The sequence below is a fragment of the Bacteroides sp. genome, from assembly GCF_019417265.1.
Lineage (GTDB): Bacteria > Bacteroidota > Bacteroidia > Bacteroidales > Bacteroidaceae > Phocaeicola.
On the sequence record NZ_DXVR01000021.1, the window covers coordinates 6,261 to 29,037 of the forward strand.

Consider the following 22,777-nt stretch of genomic DNA (forward strand, 5'->3'; position numbering starts at 1 on the left):
GAAACAGCGTGCTCACAAATTGGAAAAGATTAAGAAAGATGCTGAAGCAGTAGCTGAATCATTGAAGGGTGTTTCTTTGACTATCGCTACTAAAGTTAGCGCAACTGGTGCTATTTACGGTTCAGTAGGTAACATTCAGATTGCTGAAGAACTTGCTAAATTGGGTCACAACATCGATCGTAAGATTATCGTTGTTAAGGATTCAGTTAAGGAAGTTGGTAACTACAAAGCTATCGTTAAGCTTCACAAGGAAGTTTCTGTAGAAATTCCTTTCGAAGTTGTAGCTGAAAAAGCTTAATATTTGATACTCAAATATACAAAAATCCCTCTTCGTTCGAAGGGGGATTTTTTTGTATTATATGAATAGTGATTGCTTCGTTTTTGGAAATTCCTATCGTTTATTTATCGTACTTCTGATTAAAGATTTCCGATAATTCAATTCAATGTATTTATAGATTTCCTTTTAGGGATATAACTCTGTTTTTTCTTTAGTATTACGAAACGTAAGGGCACAAAAAAAGCCTGTAGGAATTTGTTATCCACAGACTTTAAACTTTTTACCTAATCAGACTCTACTGATAATTATTCAGCTTTGTCGCAGCAAGCTTTTGCTGAGTCGCAAGCAACTGAATCGCAGCAAGCTTTAACTGAATCACAAGCAGGAGTAGCTTCTTCTACTACAGCAGCAGCTTCTGTAGCTTCTGCATTTGCATTTTTGTTACCACCACATGATGCGAAAGATACTGCAACGAATGCAACGAATAAAAATACTAACTTTTTCATCTCTTTTTTGCTTTTAAAATTCTGTAATACTTATGTTGTTATCTTAATTGACGCTGCAAAGATATATAGTTTTTTGATACGTTGTTCTTTTTTTGGCAAGAATTTTGCGAAAAAATATGTTTTACAGCCTATTTTATCTTTTTTAACTGATTTAGATTTTCATTTTTTTACATTTTGGCCTTTCTGTTGCTTCAGGCTCTCATATACATATCGAAATAATGAGTAACTTTGCACAAAATAATTTATTTATATGATTGATACTACTGTTTTTCAGGATAAGAAAGCTGTTTATTACACATTAGGTTGTAAACTGAATTTTGCAGAAACTTCTACAATAGGAAAAACTCTGAAGGATGCAGGGATTAGAACTGTAAGAAAAGGAGAGAAAGCTGATATCATAGTTGTAAATACATGTTCTGTTACTGAAGTAGCTGATAAAAAGTGTCGTCAGGCTATTCATAAACTTGTTAAGTCTCATCCTGGAGCTTACGTTATAGTGACAGGCTGTTATGCACAGCTCAAACCGGATACTGTTGCCGATATTGAAGGAGTGGATTTGGTTTTGGGAGCGGAACAGAAAGGTGACCTGATGAAGTATTTGGTAACACTCGATAAGTCTGCACACGGAGAGGCTATAACTACAGCTACGAAAGATATACGAAAATTTTCCCCATCATGTTCTCGTGGTGACCGTACAAGATATTTCTTGAAAGTCCAGGACGGATGTGACTATTTCTGTTCATATTGTACAATACCTTTTGCAAGGGGTAGAAGTAGAAACGGAAGTATATCAGAGCTTGTTCAGCAGGCAAAAGATGTAGCGGCAGAAGGAGGAAAGGAAATCGTTCTTACAGGAGTAAACATTGGCGATTTCGGTAAGACTACTGGTGAAACTTTCTTTGACCTAATAAAGGAGTTGGACAAGGTAGAAGGCATTGTGAGATATAGGATATCTTCTATAGAGCCTAACTTGTTGACGGACGAAATAATAGAATTTGTTTCCACTTCGAAGAGATTTATGCCTCATTTTCATATTCCTTTGCAGTCTGGCTGTGACGAAGTGTTGAAACTGATGCGCAGACGATATGACACAGAGTTGTTTGCATCAAAAATAAGGAAAATCAAGCAGCTTATGCCTGATGCTTTTATAGGGGTAGATGTAATAGTAGGTACACGTGGAGAAACTCCTGAATATTTTGAATCGGCCTACAATTTTATCAAATCGCTTGATGTAACCCAGCTTCATGTATTCAGTTACTCAGAGCGTCCGGGAACTCAGGCTTTGAAGATAGATTATGTAGTTTCGTCTGAAGAAAAACATGCCAGAAGTCAACGTCTGCTTGAACTTTCTGAATTGAAAACAAAGGAATTTTATGCACGACATAAAGGAGTTGAAGCTGTAGTTCTTGCTGAACATTCCAAACCGGGAATGCCTATGCATGGATTTACTGATAATTATATCAGAGTTGAACTTGACAGTGCTAAAGCAACTGACAATCAATTAATAAAAGTCAGACTTGGAGATTTCTCTGCCGACGGTGAGTCCTTGATGTCGGAGGTTATTGAGTAATCATAGTCTTAATGTATCTCTTATGAGAAAAGTATCTGTTGTTATATTAAACTGGAATGGGGCGGAAATGTTGAGAACGTTTCTGCCTTCAGTTGTTAAATACACAAATCCGGAACTGGCAGAAGTTTGTGTGGCAGATAACGGTTCCACTGATAATTCCGTGGATATAGTCCGTAATGAGTTTCCATCAGTCAGATTGATACCCTTTAAAGACAATTATGGTTTTGCCGAGGGGTATAACAAAGTTATGAACAATGTTGATACCGACTATGTCGTTCTGCTTAACAGTGATGTCGAGGTTACTGAAGGTTGGATAGAACCGATTCTTTCCTATATGGAATCTCATAAAGATGTTGCAGCCTGCCAGCCGAAGATACTCAGTTACCATGACAAGAAAAAATTCGAGTACGCAGGAGCCTCCGGAGGTTATATTGATAAGTATGGCTATCCATTCTGCCGTGGAAGAGTCTTTGATTCTCTTGAAACAGATAATGGCCAATATGATACACCTGCAGACATTTTTTGGGCATCAGGAGCAGCCATGTTCGTCAGGCGCGAAGTATATGTTGCGGTTGGAGGACTTGACCCCAAGTTCTTTGCCCATATGGAAGAAATAGACCTTTGCTGGCGTTTGTTGAGTAGGGGATACCGTCTGGTGTGTATTCCGGAAAGTAAAGTCTATCACGTAGGCGGAGCGACGCTTAAGAAAGAAAACCCGAAAAAGACATACCTTAATTTCCGTAATAATCTGTTGATGATGTACAAGAATCTTCCGTCAGATGAATTGCGGAAAGTAATGATTGTACGTTGTTTCCTCGATTATCTTGCAGTAGTTTTCTACATCTTGAAATTTGATTTTTCAAATGCATTTGCAGTTGTGAAAGCACGGAAAGACTATTCATCCATGCGTAAGGATTTTAAATCATTGAGAGATGAAAATCTTAGACAGACCAAGCGAAGCAAGTTGAAATTCAGATATGATTTCTCATTAATATTGCAATCAAAAACATTCGGAAAGACCACCTATTCACGTCTTGTGAAGTAGTCTTTCCGCTACTTTTTATATCATTTCTCTTTTTCAGATTCAATGAAATTCATGATTCCCTCCTCATTGTCCGGATGGAACCATGTGATTTCATTATCCCTTCTGAACCATGTCATCTGCTTTCTGGAGTAAATGCGTGAGTTCTGCTTTATTTTCTCTATAGCGAAGTCTAACGTACAGTTGCCGTCAAGATACTGGATAATCTCCTTATATCCTACTGTATTTAGTGAATTAAGGTTTCTATATTGATAAACAGACTTGACTTCATCTACCAGTCCGTCTTTTATCATCATATCCACTCTTCTGTTTATACGTTCATAAAGCTCTTCCCTCTCTCTGCACAGTCCTATTTTTATGATATCGAAAGGCCTCTGTTTCTTGTTTCCGGTTCTGAAGGAAGTATAAGTCTTTCCGGTCATGTAGCATATCTCCAGTGCGTGTATCACCCTTTTAGGATTCTTCAGATCGACGATAGAGTAATACTCCGGATCAAGGAGTTTCAGTTCTGCACACAATCTTTCCAGACCTTCTTTCTCGTATTTCTCCATCATCATCCGGCGTGTATCGTTGTCTACTGTAGGGATATCGTCTATGCCCTTGCAGATAGCATCAATATACATCATCGAGCCACCGGTCAGAAGTATTGTATCGTTTTCCTTGAAAAGCTCCTCAAGCAGACTGATGACATCACTCTCATATTGTGCGGCACTGTAATAGTCGGTCAGCTTCAGTGTACCTACGAAATAATGTTTCACCCTTTTCAGGTATTCTTCTGCAGGTGCAGCCGTACCGATTTTCAGTTCGGAGTACAACTGTCTGGAGTCGGCAGAAATGATAGGAGAGTTATATTTCTCGGCTATTTTTATGCTGAGGTCTGTTTTTCCTACCCCTGTCGGTCCTATCAGTACTATGAGAGTCTTTTTGCTGTTCATCAGATATATAAATTAAGAAAGCGAAGAATAACGGATTTATCAACATTTTCGTTGAAGCCGTATTCTTCGCTTCGTTGTTCAGTCAATATTATTATTAATATTTGTCGTCATCGTAAGGATTACCTTCTGTCATGTCGAATCCGTCCATATCGAAATCTTCCATGTCGTAATCTTCGTCACCGTAGAAGTTTTCTCCGAGGTCAAGCGACTGGCTTGTATTCAGCTGTTCATCGAAATCAATAGTCTGCTGCGGAGCATCCCCTTCTTGTCGTGAACAAATGGCATGTTTCAAATCCTGACCTGTTATTATTTCCGACAGTTCGATGAAGAATATTCTTTCAGCCAATGGGTCGAAAACATAAATCAGCTTCTGTTTCTCATCTTCAAGAAGTTCGCTCAGCGGAGTATCTTTCATTATATATATATCCTCGTCAGAACTGCTTGTACCCATATCTTCAAGAGTGATTTCCGTTTCCTTTTCCCAGTCGTCATCACATATAAAGAATGAAGTCATCTGGTCATCTTTATAACCTGTACATTTAAGAATTGCTTCATGCAAGTCATAGAATGAAGCATCTGAGTCGATTTTTATTTCTCTTAAGAAGTTATCGACTTCGTCTGATATGAGTCTGAATTTGTAAACCATCTTAATTATAGTGTTAAATCTTTATTTTGTAAATATACAAAAAATGATTATCTTATAATGCCTCTTTGAGAATTTTCTATGAAAGAGATAATATATTCTATCTCCGGACTCATAGGAACCTCCTGTTTAACCTGTTCAAGTGCTTCAGCTGTGTTCTTTCCGCTATTGTAGATAATTCTGTAAGCGTTGTGAATATTCTCAATCAGTTCATTTGAGAAACCTCTTCTTCTAAGGCCTACAATGTTGATACCACAATACGCTATTGGATCTCTACCTGCAATGATGAACGGAGGAATATCCTTACTGAAACGGCTTCCGCCCTGAATCATTCCGTAGCCACCTACACGGCAGAACTGATGCATAAGTACGCTTGCACTGATAATAGAGTAGTCGTCGATTATAATCTCACCTGCAAATTTAGTGGAGTTGCCGATGATACATCCGTTACCTATAATAGCATCGTGTGCCACGTGTACACTTTCCATGAGCAGATTGTTGCTTCCAACCACAGTCTTGCCTTTAGCAGCAGTACCGCGGTTAATTGTAACGTTCTCTCTGATAGTGTTGTTGTCGCCTACTTCAGCAGTTGTTTCTTCACCTTTAAACTTCAAATCCTGTGGAACAGCTCCAATCACAGCACCAGGGAAAATTCTGTTGTTGTTACCGATACGTGCTCCATACAGAATGTTGGCATTAGGCATTATGATATTATTGTCGCCTATTACAACGTTCTTGTCAATATACACGAACGGGCCTATTTCTACATTTTCTCCTATCTGTGCTTCAGGATGTATGTATGCTAATGGACTTATCATATCTATATTATTTGTTTTTTTACGATTTGAGCCATAAATTCAGCTTCGCAAACTATTTTCTCACCTACGAAAACGTATCCTTTCATTGTAGATACACCTCTGCGGATAGGTGCCATAAGTTCCACGCGGAAGATAAGAGTATCGCCCGGTACCACTTTATGGCGGAATTTCACATTGTCTATCTTCATGAAATATGTAGAATACAGTTTTGGGTCATCAACTGAGTTCAGAACCAACAGACCTCCTACCTGTGCCATAGCCTCTATCTGAAGCACTCCCGGCATAACAGGCTCTTCCGGGAAATGTCCCTGGAAGAAAGGTTCGTTTGATGTAACGTTCTTTACACCTACTATATAGTTGGCACCCATAGCAATGACCTTGTCTACCAACTGGAACGGATATCTGTGAGGCAATAGTGCGCGTATGCGGTTCACGTCCATCAGCGGCTCTTCATTACAGTTGTAGATAGGAGCCTGTATTTCGTGCATTCTTATTTCTTTTCTCAGTTGTCTTGCGAACTTGTTGTTTATCGTATGTCCCGGTCTTGTAGCAATGATTCTTCCCTTTATAGGTTTGCCTATAAGAGCAAGGTCGCCAATGATGTCAAGCAGTTTGTGTCTTGCCGGCTCGTTTGGCCATACCAATGGAATATGGTTGATATATCCCAAATGGCTTGCATCCATGTGAGGAACATTCATTACATCAGCCAGTTTGTCAAAGCTTTCCTGAGTCATCTGCTTTTCGTATATCACAATAGCATTGTCCAGGTCACCTCCCTTAATCAGTCCTGCATTGAGCAGAGGTTCTATTTCGCGAACGAAAACGAACGTGCGTGCAGAAGCGATTTCCGAAGGGAAATCAGCCATATTTTCAAGTGTAGCAAACTGATTTGTAAGAATTTGCGAATCATATGATATCAAAGTGTTTATACTGAATCTGTCGTCAGGCAACACAGTGATACATGAACCTGTAGCTTCGTCGCGGAATTCTATTTTTGATTTGATAATGTAATAATCTTTTGGAGCCGACTGTTCTTCAATACCCACTCTTTCGATACATTCCACGTAAGCCTTTGCGCTTCCGTCCAATATCGGGAACTCAGGACCGTCCACCTGTATCAGACAGTTGTCTATTCCGGCTGCATAAAGAGCTGCCAGTGCATGTTCAACTGTACTGACTTTTACATTATTTTTTGATAACACTGTACCTCTAGTCGTATCAATGACATTTTCGGCCACAGCATCTATGATAGGCTGATCGTCTAAGTCTATACGTTGGATCTTGTACCCGTGATGTTCCGGAGCAGGGTTGAATGTCACTGTCAGTTTCACTCCGGTGTGGAGTCCTTTACCATTCAGTGAGAAGCTGCCTTTTAAAGTCTGTTGTTTCAACATGGGTCTTATTTGTTTATTAGTTTTTTCAATTCTTCTATCTCTTTTTGTAGTTTGCCTAATTCAGAATACATATCAGGCAATTTCTTGTAAACAATAGCAGCCCGCGCAAACTGTTTGTGTTCTATTGCCGGATATCCCATTATTGCTATATCCGATTTTGTGTTTCCCGGTATTCCGGATTGTGCTCCTACTGTTACTCTGTTTCCAACCTTTATATGTCCTGCAACTCCTACCTGTCCGCCAAACATACACCATTCGCCAATTTTGGCAGAACCGGCCACACCGACTTGCGATGCCATTACAGTGTTGCTTCCTACCTCTACATTGTGAGCTATCTGTACCATATTATCCAGTTTTACACCTTTATGAATAATGGTAGCTCCCATTGTAGCACGGTCGATACATGTGTTAGCTCCTATTTCTACATCGTCTTCCAGAATTACAATACCTATCTGTGGAATTTTTTCATATCCTTCAGGCGATGGAGCAAAACCAAAACCATCGGCACCAATCACAGAGCCTGCATGTAGAATACAGTTATTTCCTATTCTGCAATCGTGGTAAATTGTAACATGTGGGTAGATAATACAGTTGTTACCTACTTTAGCGTTGCTCCCGACTGTTGCATGTGGATGTATATATACATTGTCACCAATTACGGCACCCTCTTCTATGCAGGCAAATGAGCCTATATAGCAGCCATTTCCTACCTTTGCTTTATCCGAGATGTAAGCAAGCGGGTCGATACCTGTCTTTTTAGGCTGGCTCATTTCATAGAGTGACATAAGCTTAGCCAAACTTTCGTATGCATTGTCGACCTTTATAAGTGTTGCCTTGACTTCATGTTCAGGAGTGAAATCCTTGTTTACCAACACTATTGATGACTGTGTTTCGTAGATGTAGTTAGTATATTGGGGGTTTGCCAGAAACGACAATGCACCCGGTACACCTTCTTCGATTTTTGCAAAAGTGTGTACTGTGGCATTTTCGTCACCTACAACAATTCCTTGGATAAATTCTGCAATTTGTTTAGCCGAGAACTCCATATCTGTTATTTTTCTTCCTTTGGTTTTTGTTTTTATTGTTTTTCTTACCCTTAATAAAAGTAAAGTAAGTTCAATTACTTGTTTATGCAAATTACGTGTTTTTTTTTTACATATCAGAGAAAAAAGCAAAATATTTGCATAATTACTTACATAAATACATCGTTTTCAACAAAAAAACAGTTATATCAGCCTAATATAGGAGGATATAACTGTTTTTACAATACGAAATTATCTTGAAAGAAATAATCTCGGCCAATGACGTTTCCGTGAATTTGCCTATGTTTTTCACTTGTTTCCTGATAGATTCTACATTATGACCGGAAAACATCATTATAGTGTCAAAACATATATTTCAGCTAAATTTAAGAAACGTTTAATGCCAGGTATTCACTTCTTCTTCAAATCAGAGGATAGCTTTTAGTTGTTCAGACATCTGTTTCTGTACTTTCTGTGCTTCTTCGCCTGCCACTTTTGCAAAGTTTTCAGTCTTGTCGGCATAGATGATTGCGCGGCTTGAATTAACTATAAGTCCGCATTCCTTAGTCATACCGTACTTGCAAACTTCTTCCAGTGAACCGCCCTGTGCTCCGATACCCGGAACCAGAAGGAAGTGGTTAGGAACAATTTTACGGATATCTTCGAACATGCGTCCCTGAGTGGCACCTACCACGTACATCATGTTTTCATCGTTTGCCCATTCCCGGCTCTTGCGCAATACCTTTTCAAATAGACGTTCGCCTTCTGTGTCGGTAGTGAGCTGGAAGTCGTGCGAGCCCTTGTTTGATGTAAGTGCGAGGAGGATAACCCATTTACCCTCGTAAGTAAGGAACGGAGTAACACTGTCTTCGCCCATATATGGAGCTACAGTTACAGAGTCGATGTTCAGTTCTTCGAAGAATGTACGTGCATACATAGCCGAAGTATTACCGATGTCGCCACGTTTTGCGTCTGCTATGATGAACTGGTCAGGATAGTTTGTTTTGATGTATTCTACTGTTTTTTCGAATGCAATCCAACCCTTCACACCCATGCTTTCATAGAAAGCCAGGTTTGGTTTGTATGCGATACAGTAAGGTGCTGTAGCGTCGATAATAGCCTTGTTGAATGCGAATATAGGATCTTCTTCTTTCAGAAGGTGTTCAGGAATTTTCTTGATGTCAGTGTCAAGTCCTACGCATAGGAATGACTGTTTCTTCTTGATGTTTTCGAATAACTGTTGTTTGTTCATATCAGGTAAGTTTTTGAGTGTTTTTTTCTTTGTTTAAAGTTCGCTTTCCTTCAGTCTTTCAGCATTTTCAGCCACAATCAGATGGTCTATACAGTCCTGAATGTCTCCGTCCATGAATGCACTGAGGTTATAGATTGTATAGTTTATGCGGTGGTCTGTGATACGTCCCTGAGGATAGTTGTATGTACGGATTTTAGCCGAACGGTCACCGGTGCTGACCATAGTCTTACGCTTCGAAGCTATATCGTCGATGTACTTCTGATGCTCCTTATCATATATAAATGTACGCAGGCGCGAGAGGGCACGTTCCTTATTCTTTGGCTGGTCGCGTGTTTCGGTACATTCAATAAGGATTTCTTCCACAACTCCGGTGTTAGGGTTCTTCCAGTTATAGCGCAGACGAACTCCGGATTCCACCTTGTTTACGTTCTGACCACCAGCACCGCCGCTTCGGAATGTATCCCATTTTATTTCGCCTTCATTGATTTCCACATCGAAAGGTTCAGCTTCAGGCAGTACGGCTACCGATGCGGCCGATGTGTGTACACGTCCCTGAGTTTCAGTGGCAGGTACACGCTGCACGCGGTGTACTCCCGATTCGTATTTCAGAGTTCCGTAAACCTTTTCTCCGGTTACAGAGCAGATTATTTCCTTGAAACCGCCTGCTGCACCTTCGTTAGCGCTTGATACTTCAAGTTTCCAGCCTTTCGTTTCGCAATATTTCGAATACATGCGGAACAGGTCGCCTGCAAATATAGCAGCCTCGTCGCCACCCGTACCGCCACGGATTTCAAGAATTGCATTACGGTCGTCCTGAGGGTCGGCAGGAACAAGCAGAAGTTTGATCTCCTCTTCCAACTCCGGTATGCGTGCCTCGCAGGCAGCAGCCTCTTCGCGGGCCATTTCCTTCATTTCAGGGTCGCTTTCGTTCATCATCATTCTGGCCTCTTCCAGGCCGTTGATGCACTGCAAATATTCCTTGCGTGCATTCATAATGTCGCCCAGCTCCTTATATTCCTTTGTCAGTTTTACATATCTTTTCTGGTCTGCTATCACGTTCGGGTCAGTAATCAGTGTAGATACTTCCTCAAAACGTGATACCAGTCCTTCAAGTTTCTCCAGTATGGTGTTATTTTCCGCCATGTATGTTTGCTATTTTTTTATAAACTTTTCTATCAAATTTTTTATTGTTTGTTCCGCTTTTTGTTCTCCGACCAGTTCAATCAACCGGTTGTAATCTTCTATTTCATTTCCTGTGAAAGTTACAATAATTGTACGCTGTTCTTTTCCTGCTATATGGGAATAAGATTCAGGGTGTGCCCAAAAACAATGTGTACAGAACTCCACTTCTTTTGTTTCCCAATTAGGACAATGTTCGCAAGTCCACGATTTTGCTCTGTTTGCAGAAGGACTAAGTAACATATAGCAATCAATGTTTTCTTTGTCTTGTTCACCTGATATTTCGTATGGGATCCTGTGATCTATTTGTAACAGGCGTTCTTCCATTTGTTGGTGATATATAAAGCATTTGGAACCATATTTGTCTATCAATGCTTTTTTTAGAGCTTGAGATAAAGTTGTCCTTCCTGCAGTTTTCGATATTTTATCTTCTATAAAAACAGGACTTCCAAAACGGTAAGCGGCAATGCTGCGTCCATCAGAAGATTTCACTCTATATGTTTCTATGTTTACTCCCCTTTCTCTTACATCCCTTACGGCACGTGGAGGATGTTTATAGCTATATTGATTTTCCAATTCCTCAGATGTAATATAACCATATTTGAGTATATGGTTTATTACAGTTGCAGGACGTTTGTCTGTTATAGCTTTTAATTTTCTAATTATGTCTTCGGAGTAATTCATAAGGAGTCAAATATAGATAATTGAGTATTTTGAAAATGAATAGAATCTTGTAAATTTCTGCTTATATATAATGCTTCGTATGTCAATTCTTTTTTTCCTAATAGAATACTTTGGCTGGAAAAACCGGCTTTTAGAAGTATCTTTTGTAACCCTAAATGTTCCGGTAAATCCGTTCCATATTGTTTTTCTCCGCAAGAGCCGTCGTAGCTGATGATATAGTCTATGCCTTTTTGATTCAGTTTTTCTATGGCTTCTACAAATTCAGAAAACACGATGCCTGAAAAATATCTGCTGTCTCTTTTGGTACAAACTCCTTGATAGGGTGGATCCATATATATAATGTCTCCCGGTTTGGCTATTTGCAATACTTCTCGATAGTCCTTAGACATAAATTCCACATGTCCTTTGAGAAAAGAGGAAATTCTGGAGACATTGGATGCCACATTTTTAGGTGATGTACCGTTTCTACGCTTGTCGGGAGATTGGTTGAACATTCCATTGCTGCTATATCTTACGGAACCTTTTACGCAACGTGCCAACAAGTATAGCATATTTGCAGCACATTTGTTCCCCTTGTTAAAGTCTTCACGCACTTTATAAAAATGTGCGACACTTCCTTCCGGGTAAAGAAATTGTTCGTTCCATACTTTGCTGTATGAATCTATTAATAAGTCGGGGGTTTCAATAGCCTCGTTTAATATGCGGATCAATGGTTCGTTCAAATCATTTACGATATACTTTTTTGCCCTATTTTGTTTGGCTACGGCAATGGTGATGGCCGCCATGCCCGCAAAAGGTTCAATCAATCTGTTGAACTTGCGAGGCATGTATTGCAATATCTGTGGTGCCAAATTTCTTTTGGAACCTTGATATTGTACTATGTGTGGCACAACTCCATTCATTTTATTTTATATTTTAGTATCTGAACTCTCCAAACTCGCTCTTGATAATCAACTCCTTAGAACCGTTGCTCTCTTCTATGCGACCGATAATCTGTGCGTCGATATTGAACGATTTGCTGATTTCGATAACCTGTTCAGCGTGTTCAGGAGAAAGATATACTTCAAGACGGTGTCCCATGTTGAATACCTTGTACATTTCGTCCCAGTCAGTACCGCTCTGTTCCTTGATAGTGCGGAACAATGGAGGAACAGGGAAGAGATTATCCTTAACCACGCGGCAGTTGTCGCCTACGAAGTGCAGAACCTTAGTCTGAGCGCCACCCGAGCAGTGAACCATGCCGTGGATTTCAGGACGGAGAGCATCAAGAAGTTTCTTCACTACAGGAGCATATGTACGGGTAGGAGAGAGTACCAGCTTACCTGCATCAAGTGGAGAACCTTCCACAGCGTCAGTCAGTTTCAGATTACCGCTGTAAACCAGGTCTTCAGGTACAGCCTTATCGTAGCTTTCAGGATATTTCTCTGCAAGATATTTTGAGAATACGTCGTGACGCGCACTTGTCAGACCGTTGCTACCCATACCGCCGTTATATTCCTTTTCGTAAGTAGCCTGTCCGTAAGATGCAAGACCTACTATAACGTCGCCCGGACGGATGTTCGCATTGTCAATTACGTCAGAACGCTTCATACGGCAAGTCACTGTACTGTCCACGATGATAGTACGAACCAGGTCGCCCACGTCGGCAGTCTCGCCACCTGTAGCGTAAACGCCCACACCCATTTCGCGGAGTTCGGCAAGCAGTTCGTCAGTACCGTTGATGATAGCCGAGATAACTTCTCCCGGAACGAGCAGTTTGTTACGTCCGATAGTAGAAGAAACAAGTATGTTGTCTACAGCTCCAACGCAGAGCAAGTCGTCGATGTTCATGATAAGAGCATCCTGTGCAATACCTTTCCATACAGACAGATCGCCTGTCTCTTTCCAGTAAAGATATGCCAATGATGATTTTGTTCCCGCACCGTCTGCGTGCATGATGTTGCAGTATTCCGGGTCTCCTCCAAGAATATCAGGAATGATTTTACAGAAAGCCTTAGGGAAAATACCTTTGTCAATGTTTTTGATAGCGTTATGCACATCTTCCTTAGATGCCGATACGCCGCGCTGCATGTATCTTTGGTTACTCATGAGTGATGATATATTATAAATTATAATTTCCTAATCGCCAACTGAAGCCCGGTCAACTGTAAAGTTGAGTTTGCCAAACTTCAGATACTTTACTGTTTAATGTGCAAAAGTACTTAAAATCTGATATAAATGCAATTAACAGTTATGTAATTAACAGTTTGATTTATATTTTTTACTATTTCGTTGCGCCTTTTCGTGCGATGTGTATATCTTATCGAAATTTTTCATTCATCTATGATAGAAATTACAGTCGGTTTAAGTTAGATAAAAGGTTAATTACAGTTTCTGTGAACGCTCAATGAACGACTAATGAACGCATTGTGAAACCGGAATATTTTGTCGTATATAGCAGTTTTCTTGAAACCTGTATAAATTTGCGTCCGTTCGATATATAATGAATAATCATCTGGATATAAACACTTAATTAAAGAAACCGTGACACGTTCGTGTTCCGCCCGCGTCACGTTCGTGTTCCGCGCGTTACACGCTCGTGTTCCACGCGTGACACGTACGTGTTACGCTTTCTTTGTCGGTTCGTTTTGAAATATGATTATAGTCTTCTGATTTTTTCGGGCGGTTGTCATGCTTTCTGATGTCAAATGTTATATAATTAAAGTTTAGCTTCACTGACTTTTGGTTGGTAAGTGTAAAATTGCATTCAATGTTTTGCTTCAAATTCATTTATGGCATCAACAAAATCTCGACCGTATTTCTTTTTCTTGTATTCGCTGAACCCGGATATATCGTCAAGTTCCTGAATGCTTGTAGGCTTTTTGTCGCAAAGCAACTGCAGTGTGCTGTCGGACATGACTATGTATGGAGGTATGGCTTCCTGCTCTGCCAGTTTGAGTCGCAGAAGGCGTAGCGTTTCAAAAAGAGAGTTTTCGCTTTCTTGAGTATTGTAAGCATTTTTCTTAATCTGTACGGGTGATGTACCGGCGGTTCTTTTCTTCAACCGCTGTTGTGCAAACTCATCTTCTTTTATGACAACTAATTGTGCTTCCTGCTTGCCGTACAGGACTTTATAACCTGATTCTGTTATTTTCAGATGGTTGTTCTCATTGTATGCTATTTCGATATATCCCATGTTTAGCATTTGCAGGAGATAGTTCTGCCAGTGGCGTGACGGTATATCTCTCCCTACACCGAAAGTTTTGATGCTGTCGTATCCCTTTTCGGAAATTTCCTGCGAGTAGTTTCCGCGAAGAATTTCTATTAGTGTTCCCGTGGCTATCTGCTGGTCGGTCCGTGCAATGGCGCTTAGGGCTTTCTGTATGATTATTGTACCGTTGAGTCTTTCAGGCGGGTTGCGGCATACATCGCAGTTGCCACAGTCGTGTTCCATTGTTTCGCCGAAATAGCTCAACAGGATTCTTCTGCGGCAGATGTCGGCTTCGGCATACTGCTGCATACGGTTCAGTTTCTCTATGTTTATTTCTTTCTGGTTGCTTTCCTCTGCAAATTTGGTTAGCTGAATCATATCTCCTAAGGAGTAGAAGAGCATAGTATCACTTTTCATGCCATCTCGTCCGGCACGTCCTATTTCCTGATAGAAGCTTTCGATGCTTTTCGGAAGATTGTAGTGGATAACCCATCTGACGTTTGATTTGTCTATTCCCATACCGAATGCTACGGTGGCACATACTATCTTTACGCGGTCGTTTATGAAATCATCCTGAGTCTGTTCGCGTTCGATGTTTGACAGTCCGGCATGGTACACTGCTGTGTCGAATCCTTCGTCATAAAGCAGTTCGGCAACCTTTTCGGTAGTTTTTCTGCTCATACAGTATATGATGCCGCTTTCATTGCCGTGTCTTTCTATAAATCTTTTTATGATTCTTATTTTCTCTTTTTGCTGGTAACCTTTCTTTACGTCAAGGCTTAGGTTAGGACGGTCGAATGATGAAATGAAGATTTCCGGATTGTTCATTTTCAGTTGTCTGACGATGTCCTGGCGCGTTATTTTATCGGCTGTGGCTGTAAGTGCAACTATCGGTATGGCCGGGAACTGTTTTCTGAGTATGTCCAATTGTGTGTATTCAGGGCGGAAGTCGTGCCCCCACTGTGAAATACAGTGTGCCTCGTCAATAGCGAACAGTGATATCTTGATATCTCTTAGCAGGTAGTTCGTTTCGGACAGAAGTCTTTCGGGAGATATATAAAGAAGTTTTACTTTTCCCTGCAGGCATTCCATTCGTACGCTGGTATTCTCTGTATCTGAGTTCATGCTGTTAAGGGCACGTGCTGTTATTCCGTTGGCCTGTAAAGCTTCCACCTGGTCTTTCATCAGTGATATCAGTGGTGAAACTACAATGGCTGTACCTTCCATCATGAGTGCCGGAATCTGATAACATAAAGATTTACCTCCACCTGTAGGCATCAGTACAAGTGTATCTTTTCTGTTGAGAATGTTTGTAATTATTTCTTTCTGTAACGGGCGGAATTCGGTATATCCGAAATATGTTTTGAGAATGTTATGCATCTTGATTTTATTTGTTTTGGGCTGGCAAAGATAATGTTTTTATGATGAAAATCGGTATAACGCATCACTATATATAAAATGTTGTAGTTTGGTCTGTTTTTTCACTGAAAAGGGTGAGTTGTATTTGGATTAGAAATATTATCTTTGTAAAAAATAATGATTATATATTTAGTAGTTTAGGCTTAAAAAAGTGTATTGTTATGAAAGCATTCAGATTAATTTTAGGTATCCTAATAGCAGTACTTGTATTCGGATGTGAGAAAGGAGATTCTGAATATAAGAATTTCAAAGTGAAAGACAAGGAGTCATTGAAACAGACAGTGTATGTGGGAGATACACAGGCGTCATTGACTGTTGATTTTACCACTGCAGGTCCGTGGACATCAAGTGTGGAGTATTTTAAAAATGCAAACGAATCAGCTCCATCTAAGGCAGGTGAATCATCCGAGTGGGTTACGCTTGAGCCGAGCAGTGGCGACAAGGCCGGAGATTATTCCGTGACTATCAAGCTTAATCCTGAAGTGGGAACTGATATATTCATGGCTACGATTACTTTTGTTTGTAAAGGGGAGGAAATGCAGGTCTTGTTGAATAATTCTCCTTCAGTAGCACCCGGCAGTCCTGATGATGTAAATAATCCTGAAAAGATAAAGGCTGCCATGGAGGAACTTGAATATGGCTTTTGGGATGCAAGAAACGCTTTTTACGATATCGATGATAAGTATTCCACTCCGGAAAGCAGAAAGTCGTTGAGCAGTAAAAATGAGGGTTTAAAAAAAGTATGGCTTGAATCGTATAAAGCCATAAATACTTGCAATTTATTGTTGACGGCATGTGAATATGAAGTTATTAAGGAGCAGGAAAGAGAGCAAGTTACGGCTAAAGCTCTTCATTATAGAAGTATGATGCATTTGAATTTGGCTATATTGTTCGGAGGAGTTCCTATTGATGACAGGTATCCGGCTGTTTCAGAACCGGTACGTGCTATGTTGCAAGAGGTAACAGATTATATTAGGAAAGATTGTGAGTATTATATAAATATATCCACAAAAACAGAAACAGAGCTGACAGAAGCCCTTTTTGTAAATGCTGTTGCATCTCTTCTGCGAGCCGGAACGTTTGATTCGAATTTGGTTTATGATAGATTAATAGTAATGATTGATAGAATAACGGATGAAAATTTTGTATTTGAGGATTCTAATATGGATGGTTTGATAAACCAGAATGATTCTCATGTAGGAGTTCAAGGTTGCTTGTTTTATGCTTATGCCTTTAGCTCAATTCAACATCAGAAATCTGTGGATACTTTGAATAAATTGGTAGAGCAATTGAATGATAATATGTTTAGAATAGATGCTAATGCTTCGCCGGATGAAATAAAGCAAAAGGTTATTGACATTTTGTCTGGTAGTTGGAATAGAGGTGTAAAATACCTCGTGAACAGATTTATGAAAAACGAAGATTGGGGACAACACCTGAACCTCCTTCCTATACCGATGGATATAATGTCTGCTAATAGGAATCTTGTACAAAATCCAGGATGGGATTGAATGTGATTGATTAGATAAACATAACACGTATGATATGAAAAATGAGTGTATCGGTAGATATGCTCATTTTTTTGTTTATATGGTAAAAACTTGTAAACTTGTTTTATACGAAAATAATGCATTTTATAAACCGAAAAAATGTAGACAAAGATTTTGCGGTCTGAAAAAAAACTTACAAATTTGTGTTGTAAAAATAGTAAATGAAGACTAAAACGAATCAGCACAAATGGAAAATAATCATGAAGTAATTGATAATGAAAACAAAGGACAGGTAAAGATGCCATATAATCTTAGAGAAAAGAAAATAAAGTCTGCACCTTACAGGGACCTGATAAGGACGGAGTTGGCAGACGAACTTTACGATAAGATTTATGAATTGGTCGTTACCCGGAAAAAATATAAACAGCCGAATTTTTCGGCTAACGATTTGGCCAAGCTGCTTAAGACAAATACAAGATATCTTTCTGCCGTAGTCAATTCGAAATTCAAAATGAATTTCTCGTGCCTGCTCAATGAATATAGAATCAGGGATGCAAAACATATGTTGGCGGACAAACGCTATGCCGGAAAGAATATAGAGGAAATAAGTGCTATGTCGGGTTTTGCAAACCGTCAGTCTTTTTATGCGGCTTTCTATAGAATAGTAGGTATTACTCCTAATGAATACAGAAAAAATCATGAAAACATCTGAAGATAATTTTAGCTATTCTGTAGATAAATTTGCCGACCTGCAGATCTTGAGATATAGGGTACATGGTTTTGACTCTTTGACTTTAAAGCAGAAAGAGCTGATATATTACCTTTCGGAGGCTGCGTTGCACGGACGTGACATTCTGTTCGACCAGAACGGAAAATATAATCTGAAAATACGTCGTATGCTTGAAGCTGTTTATTCATGTTACGATGGAGATCGTAATGATACGGAATTTCAGGCTCTTGAAGTGTATCTTAAGAGGGTATGGTTCTCAAGCGGAATACATCATCATTATTCTACAGATAAATTTATTCCGGGTTTTACTGTGGACTTTCTTCGTAATGCCGTAATGAGACTGGATAAGTCGCAGTTGCCATTGTCGGAAGGTGAAACTGTGGCTGGATTATGCAATAAGCTGTTCCCGGTTATTTTCGACCCTCAGATAATGCCTAAGCGTGTTAATCAGGCGGATGGAGAGGATTTGCTGCTTACATCGGTGTCAAATTATTATGTGGGTGTGACACAACAGGAGGCTGAGGATTTCTATTCGGCTATGAAATCTCCTGAAGATGAAACTCCGGTAATGTATGGCATGAACAGCCGTCTGGAAAAAAAGGACGGCGAAATAACCGAGGTGGTATGGAAACTCGACGGTGAATATGGAAAGGCTATCAGTAAGATAGTCTATTGGTTGGAAAAGGCCTTGGATGTGGCTGAAAATGACCATCAGAAAGAGGTTATACGTCTGCTTATAGAGTTTTACCGTACCGGTGATTTGAAAATATTTGACGATTATTCCATTTGCTGGCTGAAGGATACGGAGTCGCATATTGACTTTGTGAATGGGTTTATAGAAAGCTATGGCGACCCTCTCGGAATGAAAGCGAGCTGGGAGTCTATAGTGAACTTTAAGGATTTGGAGGCTACACACCGCACTGAGGTGCTGAGCGGTAATGCACAGTGGTTTGAAGATAATTCGCCTGTTTCTCCTCAGTTTAAAAAGGCCGAGGTAAAGGGTGTTTCTGCAAAAGTCATTACAGCTGCGATATTGGCCGGTGACCTTTATCCTGCCAGTGCTATAGGTATCAATCTTCCTAACTCGAACTGGATTCGCAGTGTGCATGGCTCAAAATCTGTTACAATAGGTAATCTGACTGATGCATACAACAAAGCCGCTAAAGGTAACGGGTTCAGAGATGAATTTGTATATGGCGAGTATGAAAAGCAGCTTCTTGACAAGTATGCTGATATTACAGGCGACCTTCATACTGACCTGCATGAGTGTCTTGGACATGGTTCAGGAAAACTTCTTCCGGGTGTGGACCCTGATGCTCTTAAGGCATATGGGGCTACAATAGAGGAGGCACGTGCCGATTTGTTCGGACTTTATTATATACAGGATGAAAAGATGGTTGAACTTGGACTTACTCCGGACGGTGAGGCATACAAGGCTGAATACTATTCATATATGATGAACGGATTGCTGACGCAGCTTGTCCGCATAGAACCGGGATGTTGCATTGAGGAATCGCATATGCGTAACCGTCAGCTTATTGCTGCTTGGGCTTTGGAACACGGAGCTGCAGACGGTGTGGCGGAATTGGTGAAAAGGGACGGCAAAACTTATGTCGTGATAAATGATTATGAGAAATTACGTTCTCTTTTCGGCAGACTGCTTGCCGAAATCCAAAGGATAAAGAGTGAGGGTGATTATGAAGCTGCACGCGAACTTGTAGAGAAATATGCCGTTAAGGTTAATCCTGCATTGCATGCTGAGATTCTTGAAAGATACAAGGCTCTCAACCTTGCACCGTACAAGGGATTCGTAAATCCTGTATATAGTGTAGTGACTGATAACTACAATAATATTACAGACGTAAAAATTGACTATAGCGAAGGTTATACTGAACAGATGCTTCGTTACAGTCGTGACTATTCTAATCTTTGATTTAATAACATGAACGACGTACAAGAAACGATAAAAGACATAAAATCGAAATTCCGTTTGTATATGAACGGTGTCATTTCGCAGAGTATGCGTGAAAAGGGCATGGATTATAAACTGAATTTCGGTATTGAATATTCCCGTATAAAAGAGATTGCAGCAGGATATGAGAAAAATCATGATTTGGCTCAGGCTCTTTGGAAGGAAAACATCCGTGAATGCAAGATTATGGCTACATTGCTTCAGCCTGCTGATTTTTTCTGTAAGGAAATAGCCGAGATATGGATTGAAGATATGAAATATCCTGAACTGGCTGAATATACTGTAATGAACCTGCTACAGAATGTAGATTATACTTCCGAAGTGGTTTTCAGATGGATTGCTGATGAACGTGTGTATTTCCGGTTCTGCGGATATATGCTCATGACACGTCTGCTTATGAAGGGAATGAAACTGAATGAGCGTGCTGAGGCTGAATTTCTGGATCAGGCGTTTACAGAAATAGAAGGTGGTGAGCCTATGATAAAAAAGGCTGCGTCCACTGCTCTGAAGAAGTTCTCTGCACAGTCTAAAGAGAATGCAAAAATGGTAAGCAGACAGCTTGGACTTTTAAGCAAATCTGCCGGTCCGGAACTGAAGCTTTATATCGACGAAATAAAATATGATATAGAATATTGCATTTAGTTTTCCTGGATTGAGTAAAATATATTAACTTTGACGGCTGAAGATATTTTTTAATGGCAGACAAGATAAAAGATACGGTAAAACAGGTACTAACAGAGTACCTCCAGAAGAACGGACATCGGAAGACGCCCGAACGGTATGCTATACTTGATTCCATATATTCCATCAAGGGACATTTCAATATAGAAAGTCTGCTGCAATATATGGAGGAAAAGGAAAAATTCCGTGTCAGCCGTGCTACCTTGTATAATACCATTATTCTCCTGATAGATGCCGGTCTGGTAATCAAACATCAATTCGGAAATACATCACAATATGAAAGGTCATACAACAATGAAACGCATCATCACATGATATGTACCATGTGTGGCAAGGTTTCTGAATTTGAGGATGAGAACCTGAAGCATGCCATAGTACAAAGCAGGCTTAAAGGTTTCCAGGCTACGCATTATTCATTATATATATACGGTTTATGCAGTAAGTGCGTGGCCAAACGAAAAAAGAATAAATAAAAGAACTATTATTAAATATAAGAATCATGAAAGTAGATGTCTTGTTAGGTTTACAGTGGGGCGACGAAGGAAAAGGTAAAGTTGTCGATGTTTTGACTCCACGTTATGATGTAGTTGCGCGTTTTCAGGGTGGTCCTAACGCAGGCCATACTTTGGAATTCGAAGGACAGAAATATGTTCTCCGTTCTATTCCGTCAGGAATTTTCCAGGGTGATAAAGTAAATATTATCGGTAATGGTGTAGTGCTTGACCCGGCATTGTTCAAGGCAGAGGCTGAGGCTCTTGAGGCAAGCGGACATCCTTTGAAGGAACGTTTGCACATTTCTAAGAAAGCACATCTGATATTGCCTACACACCGTATTCTTGATGCTGCATATGAAGCTGCAAAAGGTGCATCTAAGGTTGGAACTACAGGTAAGGGTATCGGTCCTACATATACAGACAAGATTAGCCGTAACGGTTTGCGCGTAGGTGACATATTGAATAATTTTGAAGCTAAATATGCTGCTGCAAAAGCTCGTCACGAACAGACCCTGAAAGGATTGAACTATGAATATGATATCACTGAACTGGAAAAACAGTGGATGGAAGGTATCGAATATCTGCGTCAGTTCAACCTTGTGGACAGCGAGCATGAAATAAACAATCTTCTTAAAGAAGGTAAGAGTGTTCTTTGTGAAGGTGCTCAGGGAACAATGCTTGACGTTGACTTCGGTTCTTATCCGTTCGTAACATCTTCTAATACTATTTGTGCCGGTGCTTGTACAGGTCTCGGACTTGGCCCTAACAAAATAGGTGAAGTTTATGGTATCATGAAGGCTTACTGTACACGTGTTGGTTCAGGTCCTTTCCCAACGGAATTGTTCGATGAAACAGGAAAGAAAATCCGTGACCTTGGTCATGAATATGGAGCTGTTACAGGTCGTGAACGTCGTTGCGGATGGGTTGACCTTGTAGCTTTGCGTTACTCTATCATGATTAACGGTGTTACTCAGCTTATCCTTATGAAGAGTGATGTCCTCGACGGATTTGAAACTATCAAGGCTTGTGTGGCATACAAAGTAAACGGTGAGGAGATTGATTACTTCCCATATGATATCAACGAAGGTGTAGAACCTGTATATGTTGAAATGCCGGGATGGAAGACTGATATGACTAAGATGACAAGCGAAGATGAATTCCCTGAAGAATTCAATGCTTACATCTCATTCCTCGAAGAACAGCTTGGTACTCCTATCAAGATTGTTTCTGTAGGTCCTGACCGCGCACAGACTATCGAAAGATATACTGAAGAATAATCAGACAGGATTATAATTTATTTGGCTGCTGGTTTCCATTTATGATATGGAAATCAGCAGCTTTTGTTTATTCGTAAGCATATTGGTTATTTACTGAATAAATATTTGCTATTATTAGAGTTTTGGTTTTATTTTGAAAGAAAATTTCTTTTATTTGTTGCATTTGTTGATTTAAATACATATATTTGGAAACAAATTATTA

General features: G+C 40.0%; 21 protein-coding genes. 9 read left to right on the plus strand and 12 right to left on the minus strand.

What is annotated here, in order from left to right; genetic code table 11:
• On the plus strand, positions 1–298 hold a 298-nt coding region (locus QZ379_RS04495), incomplete at its 5' end, for a 50S ribosomal L9 C-terminal domain-containing protein (protein WP_291558782.1).
• Between the two features lie 284 nt (positions 299–582).
• Here QZ379_RS04495 and QZ379_RS04500 read toward each other — a convergent pair.
• The gene (locus QZ379_RS04500) at positions 583–783 is read right to left on the minus strand and encodes a hypothetical protein (protein WP_291558784.1); all 201 of its coding nucleotides are present in this window, start codon (positions 781–783) and stop codon (positions 583–585) included.
• Positions 784–1,033: 250 nt separating this feature from the next.
• Between QZ379_RS04500 and mtaB the strand changes: the two genes are divergently transcribed.
• A complete protein-coding gene (gene mtaB, locus QZ379_RS04505; RefSeq protein ID WP_291558787.1) occupies positions 1,034–2,353 on the plus strand; it encodes a tRNA (N(6)-L-threonylcarbamoyladenosine(37)-C(2))-methylthiotransferase MtaB in 1,320 nt (439 codons plus the stop codon).
• Between the two features lie 22 nt (positions 2,354–2,375).
• Positions 2,376–3,398, plus strand: coding sequence for a glycosyltransferase family 2 protein (locus tag QZ379_RS04510; protein WP_291558788.1), 1,023 nt, complete (start codon positions 2,376–2,378; stop codon positions 3,396–3,398).
• 20 nt (positions 3,399–3,418) lie between these two features.
• Here the strand turns inward: QZ379_RS04510 and miaA are convergent, their stop codons facing one another.
• The 11 genes from miaA to recQ all read right to left on the minus strand — a co-directional run bounded on the left by miaA (position 3,419) and on the right by recQ (position 15,892).
• On the minus strand, positions 3,419–4,330 hold the full coding sequence (miaA, locus tag QZ379_RS04515; RefSeq protein WP_291558790.1) for a tRNA (adenosine(37)-N6)-dimethylallyltransferase MiaA: 912 nt from the start codon (positions 4,328–4,330) through the stop codon (positions 3,419–3,421).
• Positions 4,331–4,424: 94 nt separating this feature from the next.
• Positions 4,425–4,976 (minus strand): hypothetical protein, encoded by a 552-nt coding sequence (locus QZ379_RS04520; protein ID WP_291558792.1) that lies wholly within the window; start codon positions 4,974–4,976, stop codon positions 4,425–4,427.
• A 47-nt stretch (positions 4,977–5,023) separates the two neighbouring features.
• Positions 5,024–5,791, minus strand: a complete 768-nt coding sequence (gene lpxA / locus QZ379_RS04525; protein WP_291558794.1) for an acyl-ACP--UDP-N-acetylglucosamine O-acyltransferase — start codon at positions 5,789–5,791, stop codon at positions 5,024–5,026.
• Positions 5,792–5,793: 2 nt separating this feature from the next.
• A complete protein-coding gene (locus tag QZ379_RS04530) occupies positions 5,794–7,185 on the minus strand; it encodes a bifunctional UDP-3-O-[3-hydroxymyristoyl] N-acetylglucosamine deacetylase/3-hydroxyacyl-ACP dehydratase (RefSeq protein WP_291558796.1) in 1,392 nt (463 codons plus the stop codon).
• 5 nt (positions 7,186–7,190) lie between these two features.
• Positions 7,191–8,231: a UDP-3-O-(3-hydroxymyristoyl)glucosamine N-acyltransferase gene (gene lpxD / locus QZ379_RS04535; RefSeq protein ID WP_291558835.1), complete on the minus strand. Its 1,041-nt coding sequence runs from the start codon at positions 8,229–8,231 to the stop codon at positions 7,191–7,193.
• A gap of 403 nt (positions 8,232–8,634) precedes the next feature.
• Positions 8,635–9,459 (minus strand): orotidine-5'-phosphate decarboxylase, encoded by an 825-nt coding sequence (gene pyrF, locus QZ379_RS04540; RefSeq protein WP_291558799.1) that lies wholly within the window; start codon positions 9,457–9,459, stop codon positions 8,635–8,637.
• Between the two features lie 33 nt (positions 9,460–9,492).
• Positions 9,493–10,602, minus strand: coding sequence for a peptide chain release factor 1 (gene prfA, locus QZ379_RS04545; RefSeq protein WP_291558801.1), 1,110 nt, complete (start codon positions 10,600–10,602; stop codon positions 9,493–9,495).
• Between the two features lie 9 nt (positions 10,603–10,611).
• Positions 10,612–11,322 (minus strand): HNH endonuclease, encoded by a 711-nt coding sequence (locus tag QZ379_RS04550; RefSeq protein WP_291558802.1) that lies wholly within the window; start codon positions 11,320–11,322, stop codon positions 10,612–10,614.
• Positions 11,319–12,224, minus strand: coding sequence for a DNA adenine methylase (locus tag QZ379_RS04555; protein WP_291558804.1), 906 nt, complete (start codon positions 12,222–12,224; stop codon positions 11,319–11,321). Before QZ379_RS04555 ends, QZ379_RS04550 begins: the two co-directional genes overlap by 4 nt.
• A 13-nt stretch (positions 12,225–12,237) precedes the next feature.
• Complete coding sequence (locus QZ379_RS04560) at positions 12,238–13,410, minus strand: AIR synthase-related protein (protein WP_204445313.1); 1,173 nt, start codon at positions 13,408–13,410, stop codon at positions 12,238–12,240.
• A gap of 658 nt (positions 13,411–14,068) precedes the next feature.
• The gene (recQ, locus tag QZ379_RS04565) at positions 14,069–15,892 is read right to left on the minus strand and encodes a DNA helicase RecQ (protein ID WP_291558807.1); all 1,824 of its coding nucleotides are present in this window, start codon (positions 15,890–15,892) and stop codon (positions 14,069–14,071) included.
• Positions 15,893–16,092: 200 nt separating this feature from the next.
• Between recQ and QZ379_RS04570 the strand changes: the two genes are divergently transcribed.
• The 6 genes from QZ379_RS04570 to QZ379_RS04595 all read left to right on the plus strand — a co-directional run bounded on the left by QZ379_RS04570 (position 16,093) and on the right by QZ379_RS04595 (position 22,575).
• Positions 16,093–17,442: a RagB/SusD family nutrient uptake outer membrane protein gene (locus QZ379_RS04570; protein WP_291558809.1), complete on the plus strand. Its 1,350-nt coding sequence runs from the start codon at positions 16,093–16,095 to the stop codon at positions 17,440–17,442.
• A gap of 226 nt (positions 17,443–17,668) precedes the next feature.
• Positions 17,669–18,133, plus strand: a complete 465-nt coding sequence (locus QZ379_RS04575; protein WP_291558811.1) for an AraC family transcriptional regulator — start codon at positions 17,669–17,671, stop codon at positions 18,131–18,133.
• Positions 18,120–20,084 carry a dihydrofolate reductase gene (locus QZ379_RS04580; RefSeq protein WP_291558813.1) on the plus strand — a complete coding sequence of 655 codons (1,965 nt, stop codon included), beginning with the start codon at positions 18,120–18,122 and terminating at the stop codon, positions 20,082–20,084. The genes QZ379_RS04575 and QZ379_RS04580 overlap by 14 nt, the downstream gene beginning before the upstream one ends.
• Positions 20,085–20,093: 9 nt before the next feature.
• Complete coding sequence (locus QZ379_RS04585) at positions 20,094–20,765, plus strand: DNA alkylation repair protein (RefSeq protein WP_291558815.1); 672 nt, start codon at positions 20,094–20,096, stop codon at positions 20,763–20,765.
• 53 nt (positions 20,766–20,818) lie between these two features.
• Positions 20,819–21,277, plus strand: coding sequence for a Fur family transcriptional regulator (locus tag QZ379_RS04590; RefSeq protein WP_291558817.1), 459 nt, complete (start codon positions 20,819–20,821; stop codon positions 21,275–21,277).
• Between the two features lie 26 nt (positions 21,278–21,303).
• Positions 21,304–22,575 (plus strand): adenylosuccinate synthase, encoded by a 1,272-nt coding sequence (locus QZ379_RS04595; RefSeq protein ID WP_291558820.1) that lies wholly within the window; start codon positions 21,304–21,306, stop codon positions 22,573–22,575.
• The last annotated feature ends 202 nt before the right edge of the window (positions 22,576–22,777 follow it).